General features: G+C 71.7%; 18 protein-coding genes. 5 read left to right on the top strand and 13 right to left on the bottom strand.

The genetic code is table 11. The features are described 5' to 3' along the window. Positions 1–37: 37 nt before the first annotated feature. From ACWCO3_RS05905 to ACWCO3_RS05915, 3 genes are all read right to left on the bottom strand, one after another. A complete protein-coding gene (locus tag ACWCO3_RS05905; protein ID WP_145779688.1) occupies positions 38–1,066 on the bottom strand; it encodes a 6-phosphofructokinase in 1,029 nt (342 codons plus the stop codon). 159 nt (positions 1,067–1,225) lie between these two features. Continuing rightward, on the bottom strand, positions 1,226–1,729 hold the full coding sequence (locus tag ACWCO3_RS05910; RefSeq protein ID WP_145779687.1) for a pyridoxamine 5'-phosphate oxidase family protein: 504 nt from the start codon (positions 1,727–1,729) through the stop codon (positions 1,226–1,228). Positions 1,730–1,807: 78 nt separating this feature from the next. After that, positions 1,808–2,305, bottom strand: coding sequence for a polyadenylate-specific 3'-exoribonuclease AS (locus ACWCO3_RS05915; RefSeq protein WP_145785522.1), 498 nt, complete (start codon positions 2,303–2,305; stop codon positions 1,808–1,810). Positions 2,306–2,524: 219 nt separating this feature from the next. Between ACWCO3_RS05915 and ACWCO3_RS05920 the strand changes: the two genes are divergently transcribed. Next, on the top strand, positions 2,525–3,217 hold the full coding sequence (locus tag ACWCO3_RS05920; protein ID WP_088988366.1) for a Crp/Fnr family transcriptional regulator: 693 nt from the start codon (positions 2,525–2,527) through the stop codon (positions 3,215–3,217). Between the two features lie 74 nt (positions 3,218–3,291). Here ACWCO3_RS05920 and ACWCO3_RS05925 read toward each other — a convergent pair whose 3' ends face one another. Beyond that, the gene (locus ACWCO3_RS05925) at positions 3,292–3,489 is read right to left on the bottom strand and encodes a hypothetical protein (RefSeq protein WP_088949427.1); all 198 of its coding nucleotides are present in this window, start codon (positions 3,487–3,489) and stop codon (positions 3,292–3,294) included. Between the two features lie 153 nt (positions 3,490–3,642). Between ACWCO3_RS05925 and ACWCO3_RS05930 the strand changes: the two genes are divergently transcribed. After that, entirely contained in the window at positions 3,643–7,179 is a 3,537-nt protein-coding gene (locus ACWCO3_RS05930; RefSeq protein ID WP_145779686.1) for an adenylate/guanylate cyclase domain-containing protein, read from the top strand. A 56-nt stretch (positions 7,180–7,235) separates the two neighbouring features. Here the strand turns inward: ACWCO3_RS05930 and ACWCO3_RS05935 are convergent, their stop codons facing one another. The 3 genes from ACWCO3_RS05935 to ACWCO3_RS05945 all read right to left on the bottom strand — a co-directional run bounded on the left by ACWCO3_RS05935 (position 7,236) and on the right by ACWCO3_RS05945 (position 8,745). After that, positions 7,236–7,916 (bottom strand): lysophospholipid acyltransferase family protein, encoded by a 681-nt coding sequence (locus ACWCO3_RS05935; RefSeq protein WP_145779685.1) that lies wholly within the window; start codon positions 7,914–7,916, stop codon positions 7,236–7,238. Positions 7,917–8,309: 393 nt separating this feature from the next. Further along, on the bottom strand, positions 8,310–8,444 hold the full coding sequence (locus tag ACWCO3_RS05940; RefSeq protein ID WP_450008714.1) for a hypothetical protein: 135 nt from the start codon (positions 8,442–8,444) through the stop codon (positions 8,310–8,312). Further along, a complete protein-coding gene (locus ACWCO3_RS05945; RefSeq protein WP_450008716.1) occupies positions 8,437–8,745 on the bottom strand; it encodes a hypothetical protein in 309 nt (102 codons plus the stop codon). Before ACWCO3_RS05945 ends, ACWCO3_RS05940 begins: the two co-directional genes overlap by 8 nt. A 280-nt stretch (positions 8,746–9,025) precedes the next feature. Between ACWCO3_RS05945 and ACWCO3_RS05950 the strand changes: the two genes are divergently transcribed. After that, the gene (locus ACWCO3_RS05950; RefSeq protein ID WP_450008718.1) at positions 9,026–9,871 is read left to right on the top strand and encodes a DUF308 domain-containing protein; all 846 of its coding nucleotides are present in this window, start codon (positions 9,026–9,028) and stop codon (positions 9,869–9,871) included. 158 nt (positions 9,872–10,029) lie between these two features. Beyond that, the gene (locus tag ACWCO3_RS05955) at positions 10,030–11,526 is read left to right on the top strand and encodes an alpha,alpha-trehalose-phosphate synthase (UDP-forming) (RefSeq protein WP_450008720.1); all 1,497 of its coding nucleotides are present in this window, start codon (positions 10,030–10,032) and stop codon (positions 11,524–11,526) included. A 17-nt stretch (positions 11,527–11,543) separates the two neighbouring features. Here the strand turns inward: ACWCO3_RS05955 and ACWCO3_RS05960 are convergent, their stop codons facing one another. The 6 genes from ACWCO3_RS05960 to ACWCO3_RS05985 all read right to left on the bottom strand — a co-directional run bounded on the left by ACWCO3_RS05960 (position 11,544) and on the right by ACWCO3_RS05985 (position 16,793). Next, positions 11,544–12,338, bottom strand: coding sequence for an alpha/beta hydrolase (locus ACWCO3_RS05960; protein ID WP_145785521.1), 795 nt, complete (start codon positions 12,336–12,338; stop codon positions 11,544–11,546). Between the two features lie 14 nt (positions 12,339–12,352). Next, positions 12,353–13,759 carry a flavin-containing monooxygenase gene (locus ACWCO3_RS05965; protein ID WP_357935782.1) on the bottom strand — a complete coding sequence of 469 codons (1,407 nt, stop codon included), beginning with the start codon at positions 13,757–13,759 and terminating at the stop codon, positions 12,353–12,355. A gap of 115 nt (positions 13,760–13,874) precedes the next feature. Next, positions 13,875–14,567, bottom strand: a complete 693-nt coding sequence (locus ACWCO3_RS05970; RefSeq protein ID WP_145779680.1) for an endonuclease/exonuclease/phosphatase family protein — start codon at positions 14,565–14,567, stop codon at positions 13,875–13,877. A gap of 12 nt (positions 14,568–14,579) precedes the next feature. Next, a complete protein-coding gene (locus tag ACWCO3_RS05975) occupies positions 14,580–15,527 on the bottom strand; it encodes an ROK family glucokinase (protein WP_145779679.1) in 948 nt (315 codons plus the stop codon). A 74-nt stretch (positions 15,528–15,601) separates the two neighbouring features. Beyond that, on the bottom strand, positions 15,602–16,306 hold the full coding sequence (locus ACWCO3_RS05980) for a hypothetical protein (RefSeq protein ID WP_145779678.1): 705 nt from the start codon (positions 16,304–16,306) through the stop codon (positions 15,602–15,604). 31 nt (positions 16,307–16,337) lie between these two features. After that, the gene (locus tag ACWCO3_RS05985; RefSeq protein WP_088988357.1) at positions 16,338–16,793 is read right to left on the bottom strand and encodes an SRPBCC family protein; all 456 of its coding nucleotides are present in this window, start codon (positions 16,791–16,793) and stop codon (positions 16,338–16,340) included. A 338-nt stretch (positions 16,794–17,131) separates the two neighbouring features. Here ACWCO3_RS05985 and ACWCO3_RS05990 point away from each other — a divergent pair, with 338 nt between their 5' ends. Beyond that, positions 17,132–18,946, top strand: a complete 1,815-nt coding sequence (locus tag ACWCO3_RS05990) for an AMP-dependent synthetase/ligase (RefSeq protein ID WP_145779677.1) — start codon at positions 17,132–17,134, stop codon at positions 18,944–18,946. The last annotated feature ends 3 nt before the right edge of the window (positions 18,947–18,949 follow it).

Raw genomic sequence — 18,949 nt, forward strand, 5'->3', positions numbered from 1 at the left:
GGCGGACCCGCAGGCCCGCCGCGCCGCCGACTGTCGATCAGCTGCCGAAGAACACCTCGGCCTCGGCGTACCGCTCCAGCGGCACGGTCTTCAGCTCGCGGGTGGCGTCGGCGAGCGGCACCCGGACGATGTCGGTGCTCTGCATCGCGACCATCTTGCCCCAGTCGCCGTCGTTGACGGCGTCGATGGCCTGCAGGCCCAGGCGGGTGGCGAGCACCCGGTCGAAGGCGGTCGGGGTGCCACCGCGCTGGATGTGGCCGAGCACCACGGTGCGGGCCTCCTTGCCGGTCTTGGCCTCCAGCTGCTCGGCGAGCCACTGGCCGATGCCGCCGAGGCGGACGTGACCGAACGAGTCCAGCTCCTGGTTGGCGAGGACCATCTGGCCGTCCAGCGGCTGGGCGCCCTCGGCGACCACGACGATCGGGGCGTACTGGTGCTGGAAGCGCTTCTCGACGTAGCCGGCCACCTGGTCGACGTCGAACTGCCGCTCGGGCAGCAGGATCACGTTGGCGCCGCCGGCCAGGCCGGCGTGCAGGGCGATCCAGCCGGCGTGCCGGCCCATGACCTCGACGACCAGCGTGCGGTGGTGGCTTTCCGCCGTGGTGTGCAGGCGGTCGATGGCCTCCATCGCGATGTTGACAGCGGTGTCGAAGCCGAAGGTGTAGTCGGTGGCGCCGAGGTCGTTGTCGATCGTCTTCGGGACGCCGACCACCTGCACGCCCAGCTCGTAGAGCTTAGTGGCCACACCGAGGGTGTCCTCGCCGCCGATCGCGATGAGCGCGTCCACGCCCTGCTCGGCGAGATTGTCCTTGATCCGCTCGACGCCGTTCTCGATCTTGAACGGGTTGGTGCGGGACGAGCCGAGGATGGTGCCGCCACGGGGCAGGATGCCGCGAACGTCGGCGATGCCCAACGGACGGGACAGACCCTCCAGCGGGCCCTTCCAGCCGTCCCGGAAGCCCACGAACTCGTGACCGTAGGTGGCGACACCCTTACGGACCACCGCCCGGATGACCGCATTGAGACCTGGGCAGTCGCCGCCGCCGGTGAGCACGCCGATACGCATGATCCGTCATCCTCCTGGAGCATCAGGTAAAGCCCGATATGCCCCAGGGTATGTGTCAGGTCAGACCATCGGCGCCGTTGCCGGCCCGGGGCGGGCCGTCACTGCGAACTGTAGTCGGCCCGCAGGTAAGGCGACAGCGCGCCCCGGTGGCGACCCGGCTCAGAAGGTCACCTCGTGGTTCTCGCCGGCCTTCGGTGGCCGGCCGGTGACCGCTGCCTTCGCGTAGCCGAGGAGGTTGACCACCGTGCTACCCGGCGAGTCCCAGTACTCGGCCGAGGTGGCGTGCACCTTGATCAGCGTGAGACCGGGGGTGTCCAGCCCGCCGGGGAACCAGGCCTTGAGCAACGGGTTCCACAACCGCTCGGCCCGAGCCCGGTCGAACCCCTCGGTGGCGGTCCCCGAGATCGACACCCAGGCGTGGTGCTTCTGGTCGGAGAAGGCGACGTTGACCTCCGGGTTCACCCGGAGTTGGCGGACCTTGGCCGAGTCGGCGTAGGCGAAGAACCAGAGGTCGCCGTCGAACTCGACCTCCTGGAGCCCCATCGGCCGACTCACCTGCCGACCGTCCAGCGCGATCGTGGTGAGCATGCAGATCCGGGCGGCCCGAGCCAGCTCGGTGATCCGGACGCGGGACTCTGCGGCGCTGGTCGGCTCGTTGCTCATGGCACTCTCCTCCGCTTCGGTTCGCCGAACCGATGCCCGGGACAGAACCGGTCAAACCTACGGCGGTACGACCGGCGGTCAGCGGGCCGTCATCGCCCGCCAGCGGGCCAGGTTGTGCCGGGCGTCGACCAGAGCGTCGTGCCGGGCCGCGTCCGCGTCCGGCAGGGTCGGCCGCCCACTGTCGTCCCAGAGCTGCCGCAGCTCCTTGGTGTAGCGGGGGATCTCCCGGGGCAGCGCCGGCATCGCACCCCAGAGCTGGGCGAGCACCACGTGGTCGTACGCGGCGTACCAGGCCCACAGCTCCAACTGCTCCCCCGGCCGGTCCCGGATCGGCTCGACCAGGAAGTCGTACAGGTCGTCGCGGATGCGCTCACGCGACCGCCAGGCCCGGTCCGCCGGGGAGGGCAACTTGTCCAGCACGTTGCGTCGGACCCAGGGCACGGCGCGGGAGTCGTCGAACTCGGTGGAGACCGCGTAGAACTCGCGGCCGTACTCGTCGACGACACCGATCGAGACGAGGTCGACGGTGGTGCCGTCCTCGATGAACTCGCAGTCGTAGAAATAGCGGTAGACCATTCCGGGCATCTTCGCCCACCGACGCGCGACAGTTCCCGGCGGGGTCCAGCTCGCGACGGTCACGGAAAAGCTTCGAGGGGTGTACAGCAAGCGACCGGACCGTCATGATCTGATGTGTACCGCTACCGGACGCCGAATCGGTGTCAGTTCACCTTGTCAGGGCCATCAGGTTCACCCGGTGAGCGAGTTTGTGGTCCATGACCGGGGAGGGGTTGGGCCGTGGAGATGCGCCTTCCGGAGCCGGGTGACGCGCTCACGGGTGTCGAGATGTTCGCCGGGTTGGAGCCCGAGGTACGGCAGCGTGTCATCGCCGCCGCCGTTCCGCGCACCTACCGCAAGGGCCAGTTGCTCTTCGTGGAGAACGACCCGGGCGAGTCACTGATCGTGCTGCGCCGCGGCGCGGTGGCGGTCTTTCGCACCGCACCGACCGGCGAGCGGGCCGTGTTGTCGGTGATCCGACCACCCGACGTGCTCGGCGAGGTCTCCCTGCTGGACGCGTCGACCCGGTCCGCGTCGGCCGAGGCCATCGAGGACTGTGCGGCGCTCGCACTGTCCAGGGGCGCGTTCATGGAGCTGGTGCACTCCAACCCTCGCATCCTGGACGCGGTGATGCGCTCGTTGGGTGGGCTGATCCGTCGGCTCACCGAGCAGAACGCCGACCATGTCTTCCTCGACCTACCCGGTCGGGTGGCCAAGACGCTGGTCCGGTTGGCCGGTGAGAGCCAGGCACCGATGATCACGATCGAGCTCAACCAGAGTCAGTTGGCCGAGATGGCCGGGGGTTCCCGACAAAGCGTCAACCAGGCGATCGGCTCGTTCGCCAGCCGCGGCTGGCTGCGTACCGAGGGGCGTCGGATCGTGGTGACCGACGTGGCCGCGCTGCGCCGTCGCGCCGGCATGAGCGACCGCTGACACCACTGACACACGCGAAACGGCCGGGCCGCCCGTGGGCGACCCGGCCGTTCGTATCCGTCACCGGTGTGGGGTCACACCCCGGAGCTGCCCGGCCCGGCCCACTTGTCCGGGCCCTTGCCGTCGCCGCCCGGGCCGTGCGACTGCTCGCTGACGATGCCCTCGGCCTGGAGCGTGGCGAGCGTGGCCGCGTCGACGTCCACCGAGTCGCCTGCGGAGTGGCTGACCCCGTTGCCGTCGGTCCAGTCGCTCTCCAGCTTGACGTACACCATTGACCTGTCCCCCTCTGGTCGCTGCTCGATATCTGGCCGCCTGAATCTAGTCGCTCTGGTCCCTTGGTGGACTGTCCACAAGCCAACAGGCCGGTACCTGACAGCGGCGGACGAGAGCGATAATTCCCGGCAGGGGACGCCACCGGCGTCGACCTGTTCGCCTCTGGGGGAGGTGTCATCGCCGCGCAGTGTGGACGCTGTGGACGCACGGCCGCCGACGGAGACCGTTTCTGCGGTGGCTGCGGCGCCGAGCTGGGGGCTGTGTGCCCACACTGTCTGCGCCCACTCGCCTCGGACGTCACGTTCTGCACGTCGTGCGGGTCGCCGCGACCGGGCGCCGAACGACCGGCCCCGGTCCATCCGCAGGAGGACCGCCGCCGGGTGAGCGTGCTCTTCGTGGACCTGATCGACTTCACGCCGTACGTCGAGCGCGCCGACCCCGAGCAGGTCCGGGGCATGCAGACCGGCTTCTTCTCCGCCGCCCGCCGGGTGGTCGGTCAGTACGGCGGGGTGGTCGAGAAGTACATCGGGGACGCGGTGATGGCGCTCTTCGGTGCCCCGATCGCCACCGAGACCGACGCGTTGCGCTGCGTACGGGCGGGTCTCGAACTGCAACGGGTGCTCACCCGGTTCGCGCCGACCGGCAGCACCGAGTTGCGGTTCCGGGTCGGGGTCGCCACCGGCGAGGCACTGGTGGACGTTGCCGCCGCTCGCGACGGTGGGCAGGCGATCGTTGCCGGCGACGTGGTGAACACCGCCTCCCGGATGCAGTCCGTCGCCCCGCCCGGCGGGGTGCTGGTCTGTGGCACCACCCACGCGCTCACCAAGGACGCGATCCGCTACGAGGAACAGCCCCCGGTCACCCTGCGCGGCCGGTCGTCGCCGACCGAGGTGTGGTTGGCGCTCTCTCCCCTGCGTCGCCAGCCCACCGACCGGGAGCCGGACACCACACCGTTGGTGGACCGGGAACACGAGCTGGGCATGCTCGTCAACGCGTTGCACAGGTCGCTGCGCGACCGTCGACCGCAGGTGGTGACGATCTTCGGCCGGGCCGGCATCGGCAAGAGCCGGCTGCTGCGGGAGCTCTACCGGCACACCGGCCGGCTGGTCGACGAGCCGCTGACCTGGCGGACCGGCCGCTGCCCGCCGTTCGGCGAGAACGTCACCTTCGCGGCGCTCGCCGACATCGTCAAGTCCGAGGCGGGCATCCTCGACACCGACCCGGCGGGCAGCGCCGCGCAGCGGCTGGCCGCCGCAGTGAGCGAGCTGATCGGCCCGGGCGAACGGGACCGGGTGGTGGACGCGTTGCGCCCGCTGGTCGGGCTGCCCGGCACGCCGCTGCCGGCCGAGGAGGCGGAGTCGGCATGGCGTCGCTTCCTGCTGGCGCTGGCCACCCGACGACCCACGGTGCTGGTCTTCGAGGACCTGCACTGGGCCGACGACGCGATGCTGCGCTTCGTGGAGCTGCTCGGAGCGGCAGCCCGCGACGTGCCGCTGCTGCTGCTCTGCACCGCACGTCCGGAGCTGGTCGACCGGGACCCGAGCTGGGCCGGGACGATCACCGGCTCGGTGACCATCACCCTGCCGCCCCTGCGCGACACCGGCATCGCGGCCCTGTACGCGCACCTGTTCGGCCAGGCGGCGTTCTCCGCCGACATGCTGAGCCCGTTGATCGAGGTGGCCGGCGGCAACCCGCTCTACGCGCACGAGTACGTCCGGATGCTGATCGAGCAGGGGGCGCTGCGCCAGTCCGGGCGGGGGTGGTCGCTGGACAAGCACCTTGAGCTGACCATGCCGGAGAGCGTGCACGCGGTCATCGCCAACCGGGTGGACCTGCTGGACGCCAAGGACCGCGCGGTGCTGCTGGCCGCGTCCGTCGTCGGGGTGCAGTTCTGGCCCGGCGCGGTCGCCGCCGCGCTCGGTCAGCCGGTCGAGTCGGTCGAACGTTCGCTGCGCCGACTCGAACAGCGCGACTTCGTGCACGAACAGTCGGCGTCGACGATGGCCGGGCAGGCGGAGTTCCGGTTCCGCCACGTGCTGGTCCGCGACGTCTGCTACCAGCGGTTACCGCGTACCGAGCGGGTGGCCCGGCACGAGCGGGCCGCCGACTGGCTCGACGCGCTGTCGCACTCCCGCGACACCGACCTGGCCGAGGTGCTCGCCCACCACCGCTGGGCGGCCCACGAGATCGCCCGCTCGCTGGGCATGGAGGTGCGGCGCTACGCCGGGCCGGCGCGGCAGGCGCTGCACCGGGCGGCCCGCCGGGCGTACGCGCTGCACGGGCTGGACGCGGCGGCCAGCCACGCGGGCCGGGCTCTCGGCCTGGCCGACGACGACGACCCGGTGGGTCGGCTCCAGTTGGAGTTGTTGAGCACCGAGATCTCGTTCTACCGGGACGGCAACGCGTTCCTGTCCGGGGGTGGGGCGGAGCAGGTGCACACGCTCGCCGACCGGTTGCTGTCGCACGGCGACGACGCCTGCGCCGCCCGGGCGTGGACGCTGCTCGGCCAGGCCGCCTGGCTACGCGCCGACCGTGGTGACGCGTTGGCCTGCCTGGATCGCGCGGTGCACCTGTTCGAGCCGCTGCCGGACAGTCCGCAGAAGGCGGACGCGTACGCGGAGATGGGCCGGTTGCACATGCTCAACTACGAGCGGGACCCGGCCGTGGCGGCGGCGGACACGGCGGCGGAGATCGCCGAGCGGTTGGGCCTGACCGAGACCCGTACCAACGCGCGGATCACCGCGGCCACGGCCCGTTACCAGTCCGGGGACCGGGTGGGCCTGGACGAGTTGCACGCGATCGTCGAGTTCGCCCGGGCCGGTCAACTGCTGGCGTTGCCCCGGGCCACCCAGAACCTCGCCTACGCGATCCGCGAGGAGGGCGACTGGCTACGGTCCAACGCCCTGCTCTCGGCCGCGCCGGCACGGACCGCCAGCGGTCAGACCCTGACCACCAGTTATTCGGCCGAGGCGATGCGTGCCTGGTTCGACGGTGACTTCGGTCGGCTGCTCACGGCGGCGGAGGCGTTCGTGGACACGCCCACCGGCAGTTGGGACATGCAGGTGCGTGGGTTGCGTTGCTGTCTGCTGGTGTTGCGCGACGACGACGATCCGGACGACCTGGCCGACGCGCTGGACACTGCGCGGCGCAGCGGGTTCCACCGGCTGCACTGGACGATGCTGAGCATGGCCGCGTTGTGCCGGGCGTTGCAGGGGCGCGCGGCCGAGGCGGCGGAGCTGATCGAGGAACTGGACCGGTGCTGGTCGGCGGTGCCGGCGCTGGCCAGCGGGGAGTGGATCGCCGCCGCCGCGTACGCCGCGGCTCTGAGCGGTCGGGACGCGGCGGTGCGGGTCCGCACGATGCTCGGCCGGGTCGGGCATCGCACGCCCTGGTCGGAGGCGGCGTTGCGGACCGTGACGGCGGCCCTGGCGGCGGCGGACGGCGACCACCAACGCTCCGCCGAGCTGCACCTGGCCGCCGCCGAGACCTACGGGCGGGTCCCGGACGTGAGCGACCGGGTGCTGGCGTTGGCGTTCGCGGCGGCGGAGCTGACCCGGGCCGGCGATCCGGCGGGCGCACGGGAGACCCTCGCCGAGGTACGCGTCTTCGCGTTGCGCAACGACGCCCCCGGCCTGCTCGCGCTGGCCGGGCGCCCGATCACCCCGACCGGGCCGGCGGTCGCGTGTTGAGCCGCCTCGGGCGACTGACCACTGAGCCGCCTCAGGCGACTGACCACTGAGCCGCCTCAGGCGGCGACTGGCGTCTTGAGCTTCTGCGCGTAGATGTCGACGTACTCGCGGCCGGAGAGCTCCATCAACTCGTACATGACCTCGTCGGTGACCGCGCGCTCGACGAACCGGTCGCCGGCCAGGCCGGCGTAGCGGGAGAAGTCCAGCGGCGCGCCGAAGCGGACCCGCACCTGGCCGACCCGCGGGAGGAGCCTGCCGGGCGGCTGGAGTTCGTCGGCGTTGAGCATCGCCACCGGCACCACCACCGCGCCGCTCTCCAGGGCCAGCCGCGCCACACCGGTCTTGCCCCGGTAGAGCCGCCCGTCCGGGGAGCGGGTGCCCTCGGGGTAGATGCCGGCCACTCCCTGGGCGCGCAGCACCCGCAACTGGGTGTCCAGGGCGGCGCGGGCGGCCTGACCGCCGGAGCGGTCCACGGGGATCGTGCCGGTGCCGACGAAGAACATCTTCATCAACCGACCCTTGATCCCCTTGCCGGTGAAGTACTCCGCCTTGGCCACGAAGGTGACCCTCCGCGAGACGATCAACGGGATGAAGATCGAGTCGAAGAAGGAGAGGTGGTTGCTCGCCAGAATCACCGGGCCGGTCGCTGGCACGTGGTCCAGCCCCTCCACCCGTGGGCGGAAGATCAGCTTGAGCAGCGGACCGAGGAGCACGTACTTCAACAGCCAGTAGAGCACCGGCGTCCTTTCCCGTGGTGTGCCCGCGACAACGCCAGCCGGCGTCGCCGACGAGCCTACGAAGCGCGCGCTCTCACCACAACGGACGAAGCTGCGGGCTGACGCACCGACCGGTCCGAGGCCAGGCGCGTGTCCGGCCTCACGACCACATTCGACATCCGTCGAGCACGGCCCGCCGTCAGGCGTCCGGCTGCTTCGGTCTCGCAGAGTGCCGTCGTCGTCGGATCACCGCAGCGAGTTCACGCAGGATGACAACGGGAGGCCCGACGCTGAGAAACACTGCGACCCAGGCACGCCAGGCTCCCTCCCTCACGATGTCGGGCAACAGGATCACGGTGAAGAGGAGCATGAGACCCCACACCGACAGCCTTCGCCCCGAGTTGCCCGACGTCGTCACACCGCGTTGGCGGCGGCCGCCGGGGTGGCCAGCAGGTACACCGGCGGCTGGGCCACCAGCGCCGCCCGCCACCGCCGACTCCGCGGATTCCCGGTCCATCCCGCCCTCTCGATGCGCGGCGCGCTACTCACCCCGCCGTTCCTTCCACTGTAGGTACCCGCGGTACAGCTCCTCCTCCCGCCGTCGCATGCGTCGGTGCAGCACCCGGGAGACGACGAGGAGCACGGCGCCGCCGCCCAGCATCAGGTAGCCCAGCGCCCGGTCGCCGGGGATCTTCGGAGCGGTGCTGAACAGCAACCCCAGCAGGGCCGAGCCCAGGCCCAGGTAGAGCGCGATCCCCGGCGGCGTCTGCCGGTATTCGAGGTGCTGACGCTGCGCGAAGGTCTGAAGGTGCGGTGGGATGTCCAATTCCTCGTACTCACCAGCAGCCACGTGCGCCTCTCCGTTCCCGGTCGGTGGCAGGTCGGCAGGGCGGCGCTCGGCGTGGCGGGTCGCCCTGGCGTCAACGATCACCGAGATCGCACGTCTCGCGCAAGAACGGACAAAGGACCCCCGCCGCGACCTGCGGCGGTAGCCGTGACTTTGGAAGACGCGACACAACGCACTCCCGGAACCATGCCCTGACGTGTCACGATTCAGAGCACGGCGTGCGGACCGGGCGTCGAGGGGCAGGGGTGGCCGCGCCGGAAGGCGCGTTAAGGGGGATGTCCGGGTGTCAGCGGGTGGGGCCCGCCGGGGACGGCGGGACAACGGGCTCGACGCGAACGAGTACGCCATCGTCGGCGACGTCGATCCGCGCGTCGGTGAGCACCTGCTCGACGTGCTGGCAGCCGGCGGGATCGCCGCCTACCTGCAGCCCTCCGCCGACCTCAACCCGGTCACCCGCACCACCACCGTTCCGGCCCGGCCGGTCGACCGGCTCTACGTCGACCGTTCGCATCTGACCACCGCACGGGACTACCTGACCCAGCTCTCCGACGAGAGCGCTCCGGAGCAGCCGCCCGCCCGGGACGAACCGGACATCGACGCCGAGTGGGCACGGATCGTGGCCGGCTTCCACACCACCTCGTCGACGGACGACCACCCGTGGCCGGCTTCGGAGAACGTCGAGGAACGGGACGAGCCGACGGCCGGTCCGCTGGCCCGATCCGGTGCCGACGAGCCTGGTCCGACCGCCACCGATGTCCGCCGACTGCCGTCCGCGACCGACATCTCGGGGATCTCCGTCGGTCGTGGCACTCGGCCGGACGAGCCGTCGCTGCTGGACGGGCTGGACACCTTCGGCGCCGACCTGCCCGACGACGAGGACGACGACGAGGGTTACCACCCGCCGCCACCGCCACCGTTGCCGCGGATCAGCAAGTACGCGGTGGTCGGCGTGCTCGGCGTGGTCATCGGGTTCGCGCTCTTCCTCTTCCCGTGGCTGCTCCCGGTGGACAGGTCGGCGGTCACCCTGTTCGGTTTCACCGGCATCCTGGCCGGTTTCGTCACGCTGATCTGGCGGTTGCGCCCCGGCGACGAGGACGAAGACGACCCGGACAACGGCGCCGTCGTCTGATCGGGGCCCGCATTCCGGGACGGCACCGTCCCGCCGATGCCGTAACAGTGGTGTAACTTACTGTCAGTAGGAATACCGCTGTACGTCACTTCCCCCGCTGACTGACCGGTTTTCCCTTGCTCGTGGCGGTCAGTCCTCTGCTGATCGGAATGCCCGAGATGCGACAGAGTTCCCTCGTGCTGGTGGCCAACCGCCTCCCCATCGACGACAGTCAGGCCCCCGACGGGGCCTGCGAGTGGCGGCGCAGCCCGGGTGGGCTGGTCAGCGCGCTACACCCGCTCCTGCGACACACGCCGGCGACCTGGGTCGGCTGGGCCGGCGGCACCGGGCCCGCCCCCACCCTGCCGGATGTGGACGGCGTCCGGATGCACACCGTCGCGCTCAGCGCGGAAGATCTCCGCGACCACTACGAAGGGTTCGCCAACGCCACCCTGTGGCCGCTCTACCACGACTCGGTGGAGCAGCCGGAGCACCACCGGCGGTGGTGGGAGGCGTATCAGCGGGTCAACCAGCGGTTCGCGGAGGCGACCGCCCAGGTGGCCGAGCCGGGCGCGGTGGTCTGGGTGCAGGATTACCACCTGCAATTGGTCCCCGGCCAGCTCCGCGCGCTCCGCCCCGACCTGCGCATCGGGTTCTTCCTGCACGTGCCGTTCCCGCCGCCGGAGCTGTTCATGCAGCTCCCCCGCCGGGCCGAACTGCTGCGCGGCATGCTCGGCGCCGACCTGGTCGGTTTCCAGCGTGCCCAGGCGGCGCACAATTTCGCCCAACTGGTGACCCGGGTGCTGGAGCTGCCGGCCACCGACCGGCGGATCGGCATCGACGACCGGGTCGTCCGCATCGGCGCGTTCCCGGTCTCCATCGACACCGCCGAGATGTCCGCGCTCGCCGCCCGACCGGACGTGGCGGCCCGCGCCCGCCGGCTCCGGCAGGACCTCGGCGACCCACGGCAGGTCATCCTCAGCGTCGACCGGATGGACTACACCAAGGGCATCGAGCAGCGCCTCAAGGCGTACAGCGAGCTGCTCGCCACCGGCGACGTCAAGGTCCGCGACACCGTGCTGGTGCAGGTCGCCATGCCGAGCCGGGAACGCGTCGGCCAGTACCAGATCCTGCGGGAGCGCATCGAGCGCGAGGTGGGCCGGATCAACGGCGAGTTCGGGCGGGTCGGCGAACCGGCGATCCACTACCTCACCCAGCCCTTCGACCGGGCTGAGCTGGCCGCCCTCTACCGGGTCGCCGACGTGATGGCGGTGACCCCGCTGCGGGACGGGATGAACCTGGTCGCCAAGGAGTACGTGGCCGCCCGGGTGGACGACGACGGCGCGCTGCTGCTCAGCGAGTTCGCCGGCACCGCCGCCGAGCTGTCCCAGGCGTACCTGGTCAACCCGCACGACCTGGAAGGGCTCAAACAGGGTCTGCGCGCGGCGCTACGGGCCAGCCCGGACGACGTCACCCAGCGGATGCGGGCCATGCGCGCCCACCTGCAGCAGCACGACATCCGGGCCTGGGCCCGCTCCTACCTGCGCGCCCTGGACGAGGGCGGCACCCTGGTCAGCCGCCTGTCCAGCACCGACGCCAACCCCGAGGACGGCGCGCGGGTGCCCCGACCCGCCACCCCCGCCGGCAGTCCGGCCGCCCAGCAGGCCAGCGGCTGACCGCCGATCCGGTGGCCTCAGTGCGCCGCCGGCTCCTTCTCCAACCAGTCCAGGATCGCGTCGATCGGCTCCGCCCACCGCGCGTCCAGCATCAGGTCGTGGCCCATGCCGGGGAAGAGCAGCGGGGCCGAACCGTACTGGCGGGCCACCCGCGTCAGCGTCGACGCCGGCACCACCCGGTCGTCCGGGCTGCCCAACACCAGCACCGGCGGCGCACCCACAGCAGGCTCGGGCTCCGGCTGCCCCAACAGCGCCCACTGCGCCCGACGGCTGGCCCGACCGAGCCGTCCGACGTGCCGTCGGGCCTCTTCGTCCGGCAACTCGCGGCTGAACAACTGCCCCCGGTTGAGCCGCAACGGCCCGCCGAACACCGCCGGCACCGTGCCCGCCGGGTTACGACGCAGCGCCGCACCCAGCACTCCCCAACCGCCGAAGACGGGCGCCACCAACACCGCGCCCCGCGCCGGGTAGCGGGCCAACGCGTGCGCCACCACCAGCGCCCCGGCGCCGTGCCCCACCAGCACCGTCTGCCGTGGCAGGCTCGCGGCCACCTGGACCACGTCATGGGTGTACGCCCGCAGCGTCGCCTCCGGCGCCGGCTCGCTGGCCCCGTGCCCCCGCAGGCTCACCGCGTACGCCGGGAAGCCCCGCGACGCCGCGTGACCCAGCCAGTGTTCGGCGAACGCCCACGCGCCGTGCCCGAAACCGGGCACGAAGAGCAGCGGTGGACGCCCCTCCTCGTGCTCGGGAAGGGCGCTGAGCACCTCACGCCGCACCGGCCGGACCGGACGTGACCACTCCCGGCCCCGCATGATCCGCAGCTCGGTCACTTGCCCTCCAGGTCGACTAGGGCGCGCTGGACGGCGCGCAGGTAGTCGGCGTGACCGACCTCGAACCAGTGCCGGCTGCTCTCCTTGACCTGCCCGGAGTAGCGCTCCCCGGCCCGCTCCCGCACCCGCTGGGCGAACGCCGCCGCCCGCTCCGGTCGGTCCCGTCGGGCCTGGAGCAGGCGGGCGAAGAGCACGGTCTGCCAGTGCGACAGGGTGAACAACCCGGAGTCCGGCTGCACCAGGCCGGCGACCGCCAGCGTCGGGTGCCCCGGGGTGAAGGCGTTGAGCCACAGGGTGGGCCGGCCCGCCCCCGCGCTGTCCCCGAACACCGACGCGTCGAGGAACTCGAAGCGCGGTAGGTAACCGGTGGCGAAGACGACCACCTCGGGGTCGATCTCGCGGCCGTCGGCCAACTCCACGGCGTACGGGTGGAATCGGGCGATGTCCGGCACCGGGCCGATCCCGCCGTGGCCCACGTAGTAGACGAGCTGGCTGTTGGCGATGGGGTGCGTCTCGTACACCCGGTGGTCGGGCTTGGGCAGGCCGAAACGGGTGAGATCGCCGACGGTCAGCCGCAGCGTCCAGTGGTAGAGCCACTGCCGGACCCGCAGCGGCACACGCAGCGCCAGCAGGCTGTCGTTCACCTGGTCGGCGGGGCGGCCCAACACGAACTTCGGTGCGTACCAGTAGCCGCGTCGGGTGGAGTGCCAGCAGCGCGACGCCTGCTGGGCGGCCTCGACGGCGATGTCACAACCGGTGTTGCCGGCGCCGACCACCAGCACCCGCTTGCCGCGCAACTGCGCCGGGTCCTTGTAGGACGAGGCGTGCATGATCTCGCCGCGGAACTCCTCCAGCCCCTCGTAGCGGGGCAGCTTCGGCGACCAGTTGTGCCCGTTGGCGATCACCACGGCGGCGTACCGGGACGTGCGCTCCGGGCCGTACCCGCCGGTGGAGCGGGTGGTCACGTCCCACCGCTCCCCCGGGGCGGGCTCGACCCGGACGACCTCGGTGCCGAACCAGATGTGCGAGCGCAGGTCGAAGTGGTCGGCGTACCGCTCGAAGTAGGACAGCAGCTGACTGTGGTGCGGGTAGTCCGGCCAGGAGTCCGGCATCGGGAAGTCCGGAAACTGGGTGAACGGCTTCGACGAGATCAGGTGGGTGCTGGCGTACACCGGGCTGCGGTCGTGCCGCCAGTTCCAGGCGCCGCCGACGCCGGTCTCCCGCTCGTAACAGTCGACGCCGAAGCCGTGCTCGCGCAGGTTCTTGATGGCCGTCAGGCCGCTGGCCCCGGCCCCGATGACGCAGACCGTGTCGCCCCGGTCGGAGACCGGGCGACCGTCGCTGTTCAGCGCGGACGGGGTCGCCTCCGGATCGGGCCGGCCGTGGTCGGTGGAGGTGGACACCGAAACATCTCCTTTTGGTACGGCAGGCGTGCCGGTCGCCGCGAAATCCTCTCCACAACGACGCCGGATGTCCAGTCCTACCGTGCGGACATCGGCGGGCGAGCCGACGCCGGGGTCAGTCGGTGCCGGGCAGCAGCAGGTCGACCAGGACCGGGAAGTGGTCGGAGGCGCGCCGGGTCTGCGGCGTGTCCACCACGTCGTAGTCGACGACGGTGATCCGCGGGTCGACGAAGAGCGCGTCGATGCGTCGGCGCGGCTCGTGGCAGGAGTAGGTGAGCCGGTCCGCCCGGTCGGCCGCCACCGCGACATCGGTCAGCCCCTGGGACACGGTCGCCCAGGCCGGCCCGTCCGGACCCTCGTTGAGATCCGCGCCGGCCAGCACCGGGCTGGTCGCCGCGTCGAGACCCCGCTTGAACTCGACGGCCTGCGCGGGCCGCTCGGCCGGGTCGGTGGACAGGTGCGAGCCGGCGACTGTGAACCGGGCGCCGGCCACCCGGCAGTCGGCGTACGCGGCGCCGCGCAGGTGCCGGCCAGGGGTCAGCGGGAAGCGCTGGCACCGGGTGTCCCGCACCTGGACCCGCAGGCTGGTCAACAGCAGGTTGCCCAACGCCGGCAGGCCGCCGGCGGCCACCACCAGGCCGAACGACTCGGCCAACGTGGCGGATTTCTGCCGCCACCGGAACCGGCGTGGCCCCTCCTGCACGATCACCACGTCCGGCTTCGCCGACCGGACCACCGCCGCCAGCGCGGCGGTGTCGTCGCGCTGGCTGTGGATGTTGTACGACACCACCCGCAGCGGTACGCCCATCGGTGGACCGCCTCAGATCCGGCGGGCCAGGTCGGCGGCGCCGATCACGCCCGCGCTGTTGCCCAGCTCCGCCGGGAGCACCTCGGCCACCGGCAGGCGACCACGCTGGGCGAGCGCGTCGACGTACGAGCGGCGCGTCGGGCCGAGCAGCAGGTCACCGGCGTCGATCACACCGCCGCCGACCACCAGGGTCTGCGGGTCGAGGATCTGCGCCATGTCGGCGAGGCTGGTGCCCAGCCACCGGCCGATCTGCGCGAACGCCTCGGCGGAGATCGGGTCGCCGTCCTGCGCGGCGGCGGTCACCATCGGACCGGTGATCGCCTCGGCCTCACCGCCGGCCAGCTCCAGCAGCGCGGCTGCCCGGTTGGGCTCCTGCCGGGCGCCGGCTCGGGCGAAGCGGACGAGAGCGCTGCCGCTGGCGTACTGCTCGATGCAGCCCAGCCGGCCGCATCCGCACTGGTGTCCGTCCGGCACGGCCAGCATGTGGCCCAGTTCGGCGGCGATGCCGTGCGCGCCGCGCATCAGTTCGCCGCCGAGGACGACGCCGCCGCCCACGCCAGTGCCGATGGTGAACATGATCATGGAGTCGTCGGCAGCGCGGGCCGCGCCGTACCGGAACTCGGCCCAGGCGGCCACGTTCCCGTCGTTCTCCACGATCACCGGCAGCCCGATGGCCTTGCCGACGTACTCGCGCAGCGGTTCGTCACGCCAGGCGAGGTTGGGGGCGAAGAGCACTGTCGACCGACTGGCGTCGATCCAGCCGGCCGCGCCGATGCCGACGGCCTCGATCGTCCGACCGGCGGCCAGCTCCCCGACCAGCTCGATGATGACGTCGCGGGTCTTGCCGACGTCGTCGGCGGGAGTGTCCCGTCGGGTCTGCACGAGGACCGTGCCGGTCTCGTCCACGACACCGCCGGCCACCTTCGTGCCACCGACGTCGACTCCGATGGTCAGCGTCACCGCTGCCGCCCCCCTCTGCTGCTGTCCGGCCCGCGCCCCGGCGACGTGCCGGTCCGGGTCGGGATGTCCCGCGCTCAGGCGCCGTCGCCCGATGCTTCCGCGTCGGAGTGGTCGGGCACCCGCGACGCGGGCACCACGGGACGGGTGGTCGGTGCCGGCACGGTCGCCGACCCGGCCTCGTCGACGGGTGGTGCGGCGGCCGGGGCGAGTGGATCCGCCGTCCGGGTGGCGACCGACCAGACATCCCGTTCCGGCGCCGGCTGAGAATCATGCCCGGTGCGGGTGGCATCGCGCCACACGTGATCGTCGGCCGCCGCGGTGGACGACTCCTGGACGGTCGGCTCCGGCAGCACGTCGTCGGTGCTCACGGCCGGTTCCGGCGACGTCCGGGTAGGCGTTTCGGTGGGCGGCCCGGTGGGACTCGTCGTGGGCGACTCCGGCGGGGAGAACGCGCGGAGCAGGCTGGCGACGCCCGCCGCGAGGTCCCCCGCGCCGGTCGCGAGACGTTCGGCGAATTCCGGACTCGGGTCACGCAACGCGGCAATGCCCCGACAGACCGGGCAGACACAGCATTCGGGCGATCCGGTGGCGAAAGCACCACCGGCGCCGGGACGCCCGTCAGAGCCGCCGCTGTGACCGAGGACACCGGCCAGCACCCCGCCCAGCGAGCCGAACGCGCCGCCCGCCGAGCCGGCGGAGGCCAGTCGCGCCCCCGCGAGCAGAGTGGCGACCAGCCGCTCCGCCTCTTCCCGGGCCGAACCCGGATCCGTTCCGCCCACCCTCGGCTCCTCTACCGTGCCACCGGACACGTCACTGCGCCGCACCGGTTGCTTCTACCCGGCGCTTGAGCTGCTTCAACGCGGTGTCCATGATCATCTTCTCGGCTTTGCGCCGAAACATCCCGAGCATTCCCACCGACAGGTCGACCTCCAGGGTGTAGGTCACCGTGGTGCTGCCGTCCGGGTTACCCACCAGGTCGTACGAACCGCGCTGGCTCTTCTGCATCTTCGAGGGGGCGACCAGGTGCCACTCGATCCGGGACAGGTCCTCGGCGTACTCGTACGCGAGCACGTACTCGTCGGCCATCACCCCGGCGTCGATGGTGAAGCGCACCTGGCTGGCGTAGCCGTCCTCGTACTCCTCGACGACCTCGGCGCGGCGCACCGCGTCGGTCCACTCGGGGTAGCGCGCGAAGTCGCAGATGACCGCCGTCACCCGTTCCGGTGCGGCGCCGATGATGATCGACTGGGTGGAGGAGTCCGCCATGGGGGGAGGCTACCCGGCGGGTAGCGCCAGCACGCCGCGCCGCCCCCGGCGACAGCAGGCACCGTACGACGCCGGGCGTCAGGGCCTGTGCCGAAGTCCTCGGTCGAGCCGAGGCGGAGTCCGGGCGGCGGTCCGGCAAGGCGGATATTCGTTCGGATACCGGTGTTGTATCCGGGCGAATATCCAACGCGGCCGGTCGTCGCCCGGGCCCGCCGCAGGCCGGCCAGGGGCTTTGACACAGGCCCTGACAGGGTGCCCTAGCTCACCGGGTAGGTTTCGACACAACCGACGCCCACCGCGGCGGCCGGCCCGGCCAGTGCGAGCACGAAGGAGTGCAGGTGCGCGAGTTCTCCGTCCCGCCGATCGTCACCGTTGGCGACGCGGCCAACCTCACCGATCCGGTCTGGGACAACGCCGAGGTCGCGCCCGACGCCGTCCAGTTCGCCCGACCCGTCCCGGCCGCCGACGGCACCGTCACCACCTGGACCGACGTGACCTGCCTCCAGTTCCGCGACGAGGTGGCCGCCGTGGCCCGGGGCCTGATCGCCGCCGGCATCGAGCCGGGCGTCCGGGTCGGTCTGATGAGCCGTACCCGCTACGAGTGGACGCTGCTGGACTACGCCATCTGGGTCGTCGGCGCGGTCACCGTGCCGATCTACGAGACGTCCAGCGCCGAGCAGGCCGCGTGGATCCTCGAGGACTCCAACGCGGTCGGCGTGGTGGTGGAGACCGAGGCGCACGCCAACCTGGTCGCCGCTGTCCGGCACCGACTGCCCGAGCTGAACCACGTCTGGCAGATCGACAGCGGCGCGGTCGACGAGCTGGTCACGACCGGCGCGGCGGTCGAGTTGGCCGAGGTCGAACGGCGACGCAAGGCCGTCCGCGCCGACGACCTGGCCACGATCATCTACACCAGCGGCACCACCGGCCGACCCAAGGGCTGCGTGCTCACCCATCGCAACATGTACGCCGACATCGCCAACGCGGTGCCGGTGCTGCCGAACCTGTTCAACGCCGGCGCGACCACCCTGCTGTTCCTCCCCCTGGCGCACGCCTTCGCCCGTCTGATCCAGATCGGCGTCGTGCAGGCGCGGGCCACCATGGCGCACTGCGCCGACACCAAGAACCTGGTCGCCGAGTTGCAGGCGTTCCGGCCGACCTTCGTGCTCTCCGTACCCCGGGTGTTCGAGAAGGTCTACAACGCCGCCAAGCAGAAGGCCGAGGCGGACGGCAAGGGCGGCATCTTCGCCCGTGCGGAGCAGGTCGCCATCGCGTACAGCGAGGCTCTGGAAACCCGGGGCGGACCTGGCCTGGCCCTGCGCGCCCAACACGCGGTCTTCGACCGGCTGGTCTACCGCAAGCTGCGCGCCGCGCTCGGCGGGCGGTGCCGGGACGCGATCTCCGGCGGCGCGCCGCTCGGCGCCCGACTCGGGCACTTCTTCCGCGGCATCGGCGTGACGGTCCTGGAGGGCTACGGCCTCACCGAGACCTCGCCCGCCGCCGCGGCGAACCTGCCCACCGGCACCCGGATCGGCACGGTCGGCCGTCCGCTGCCCGGCGTGACCGTCCGCATCGAGGACGACGGCGAGATCCTGATCTCCGGCGAGTTGGTCTTCCAGGGTTACTGGCGCAACGAGACGGCGACCGCCGAGACGATCAGCTCCGACGGCTGGTTCCGCACCGGCGACCTGGGCAACCTCGACGCGGACGGCTACCTGAGCATCACCGGCCGCAAGAAGGAGCTGATCGTCACCGCCGGCGGCAAGAACGTCGCCCCGGCGGTGCTGGAGGACCTGGTCCGGGCGCACCCGTTGATCAGCCAGTGTGTCGTGGTCGGTGACGCCAAGCCGTTCATCGCGGCCCTCGTGACGGTGGACGAGGAGGCGCTGCCGACCTGGTTGGAGGGCGCCGGGATGCCCGCCGACACCTCGGTCGAGCAACTGCGCGAGCACGAGGGCCTGCGCCAGGAGATCCAGACCGCGATCGACACCGCGAACCAGGCCGTCTCCAAGGCCGAGGCGATCAAGGTGTTCCGGGTTCTGCCCCGCGACTTCACCGAGGCGACCGGCGAGTTGACCCCGTCGCTCAAGGTCAAGCGCCAGGTTGTCCACAAGACGTACGCGGCGGAGATCGCCGATATCTACCGAGGCTGACTA

The sequence above is a fragment of the Micromonospora sp. NPDC002411 genome (genome assembly GCF_053592955.1).

What these genes read in the sequence shown, in the direction of transcription:
- ACWCO3_RS05905 (WP_145779688.1), bottom strand. Translation starts at nt 1,066, where the DNA reads ATGCGTATCGGCGTGCTCACCGGCGGCGGCGACTGCCCAGGTCTCAAT.
- ACWCO3_RS05910 (WP_145779687.1), bottom strand. Translation starts at nt 1,729, where the DNA reads ATGAGCAACGAGCCGACCAGCGCCGCAGAGTCCCGCGTCCGGATCACC.
- ACWCO3_RS05915 (WP_145785522.1), bottom strand. Translation starts at nt 2,305, where the DNA reads ATGGTCTACCGCTATTTCTACGACTGCGAGTTCATCGAGGACGGCACC.
- ACWCO3_RS05925 (WP_088949427.1), bottom strand. Translation starts at nt 3,489, where the DNA reads ATGGTGTACGTCAAGCTGGAGAGCGACTGGACCGACGGCAACGGGGTC.
- ACWCO3_RS05955 (WP_450008720.1), top strand. Translation starts at nt 10,030, where the DNA reads ATGCGACAGAGTTCCCTCGTGCTGGTGGCCAACCGCCTCCCCATCGAC.
- ACWCO3_RS05960 (WP_145785521.1), bottom strand. Translation starts at nt 12,338, where the DNA reads ATGCGGGGCCGGGAGTGGTCACGTCCGGTCCGGCCGGTGCGGCGTGAG.
- ACWCO3_RS05970 (WP_145779680.1), bottom strand. Translation starts at nt 14,567, where the DNA reads ATGGGCGTACCGCTGCGGGTGGTGTCGTACAACATCCACAGCCAGCGC.
- ACWCO3_RS05985 (WP_088988357.1), bottom strand. Translation starts at nt 16,793, where the DNA reads ATGGCGGACTCCTCCACCCAGTCGATCATCATCGGCGCCGCACCGGAA.